The following is a 2315-nucleotide window of genomic DNA, read 5'->3' as shown; positions in this document are numbered from 1 at the left end:
GTAATCCCGATAGTTCTGGCGGGAAAATGTACATTCAAATTGAAAGATGTTTCGCCCAAACTATCCTCCCCTTCGTACGTTGGGCGGTTATTGACTATACCTTCAGCCAAATCTGGGTTGAGAAAATCCACATTGCATAACTCTCTATCAGTGTTAGGATGAACATAGAACAATTGCTTGAGAGATGTGCCCAGATCCGAAGAATGTGGAAGACGCCGCACCAAGTCCTTTGCCCAGTCCGGTTTGGGCATTAGTATCTTCAAAAGCTTTTTGATTGAAACGGGAGCGGCTGCGAGTTGTAAAAGATAGCTTATCGCAAATCTCGGATTTCGAAATAGCTCCTGAGGGAGTCTATGAAACTCATGGCATCCGGCAAACAAGTCGCCTACAATTGCGTGCAAGATGCAATCAGCATCTCCCTTGATAATTTGCCCTAAATTCTGCCACACACTATAGGTACACGCTCCATGTGGAATACGAAACCGCCAGCTCAAATTTAGTAGCTGAGCACAGCCTTGATCATCAGTATCAGGTAGCAACTCCCGATAGGGCAACCCCAAGTGTTCTGCTACCATACGGGCATACTTGCTTTCATCAGCTGCTCGGTGTCTGGACGAGACAAAGTGATAACATGTCGTGTTCACTCCCAGATCGGCGAGGCAATAGGCCATTGCGGAAGAGTCAATTCCACCGCTCAAGGATAACGCGATCTTTCGGAAAGGTCTGATTTGTTTCCTAACAGCCTCAATGATCGTCTCACGAGCGCATTCCCCCCATTCCTCTAAGGTTTTTAGATTCGTATTGATTGAGGTTTCATAATTATCGAATGACAGTGTGTTTATGGATCCACCCCTGAACCGGATATACATGCCAGGGCCAAGCAACTTGACATCCGGATAAGGAAGACCGTTTGGATAACAACAAAGACTCGCAAGAGCCAACCGGTCCACATTTCCATAAGGGTCATCTACCAGGTCCACAGGGTTACACGACCAGAAAAGAGAAGTTCCTTTCCTTCTGTAGAATATCTGAGTCCCACTTGTCAGACTTCTGATCAAAACCACTTCATCAAGACATTGAACGACAGCTACAAAATCCCCACCTAACCGAGCGATATCAGTTAGATTATCCTGTTCGGCTGCTTCGGCAAGAATGCGATAGGTTGCCTCTGTCTCCGTTTCACCGGGGCATCTCAGGTCTCTCGGCACCTCCCATACGCGACCAGCTACTGTGACCATACGATTTCGTGTCTGCTGACATATTCGGCCGATGGCATTAGCGTATTTCCCTGACAGCATGATCTGTCTGGACCTGTTTTCGAGCACTCCGGACTTCATATTCATCAAGGACATTTCATACTCCGTCCAAGACAGTATTTCGTACAGAGGTTCACCCTTCCAATATGTATTGTGCTGCCCTGCAACACCGATGAAATCGCGTCCGATGTCAGGCAATGCTTGAATTTTTGAGATCCTCTCCATAATGCTCTCCTTAATCCCATTTCTTTGTGATCAATCACAAGCAGCCCATCCGATGCTTAAATAGCTGTTGAATTTGGGGCTACGCCCTGCTTTCGGTGCGTGCCTGTATTACCTATGCTTATTCATTTTTTAACTCTTTCACGGGGTCTGTTCGCACAATGCGTATGGTGTGATATGAAATTGCCGCAAGTGCCAGGGCGATACAGCCTATCGCTGGTCCTGCAAAGTGCATTGGCTCCAGTGGCATTTGAAAAGGAAAGCGTTGCAAATACGCACGCATCGCAAAAAAGGCCAGGATGCATCCAATTATACACCCAATGAATGCAAGACGAACTATGGGTAAGGATAGCAAAACAAAGAGGGAGTGTGTGGAAGCTCCCAGAACCTTGCGAACGCCAACTTCTTTTGTGCGGCGGGACAGCATGTGCATGGCAAACCCGATCAATCCTACACAAGCGACAATAATCGCCATGAACGAAGCCGTATAGCCGATGGATTGATTTATATTTCGGATATTTCGAGTAGAATTTGCCAATTCATCCTTCAAAAGACCGAACTGCGGTGTAACACCTGGCGCGACTTCGGACCAGATTTGCTTTAATATTCCCTCGGTTTCTGTTGCCATATCCGGTTGGAGGCGCACCAGAATAGCCCGAATCTCAGTTTCGGGGTCTTTGTGAATGACCAGGGGACCCATGGGGGGCAAAATATTTTGAAAATAAAAGTCAGAGATGACACCTACAACCTGGGGGTGCTCAACCTGTCCTACTTGAAATGGAAATGTCTGACCACGTGCGTGCGTCCATTCAAATCGCTTTGCGAGGTGTTCGTTGA

General features: G+C 47.1%; 2 protein-coding genes. Both read right to left on the bottom strand.

Translation table 11 applies throughout. The features are described 5' to 3' along the window. Nucleotides 1-1481 (bottom strand): asparagine synthase C-terminal domain-containing protein (locus tag OXG87_16555; protein ID MCY3871163.1); only part of this gene is annotated, 1481 nt, incomplete at its 3' end. Between the two features lie 118 nt (nt 1482-1599). Continuing rightward, on the bottom strand, nt 1600-2315 hold a 716-nt coding region (locus OXG87_16550), incomplete at its 5' end, for an FtsX-like permease family protein (GenBank protein ID MCY3871162.1).

The sequence above is a fragment of the Gemmatimonadota bacterium genome, assembly GCA_026706845.1.
Lineage (GTDB): Bacteria > Latescibacterota > UBA2968 > UBA2968 > UBA2968 > VXRD01.
The sequence above is the reverse complement of the archived record's forward strand: the minus strand, read 5'-3'. Positions and strand labels throughout refer to the sequence as shown.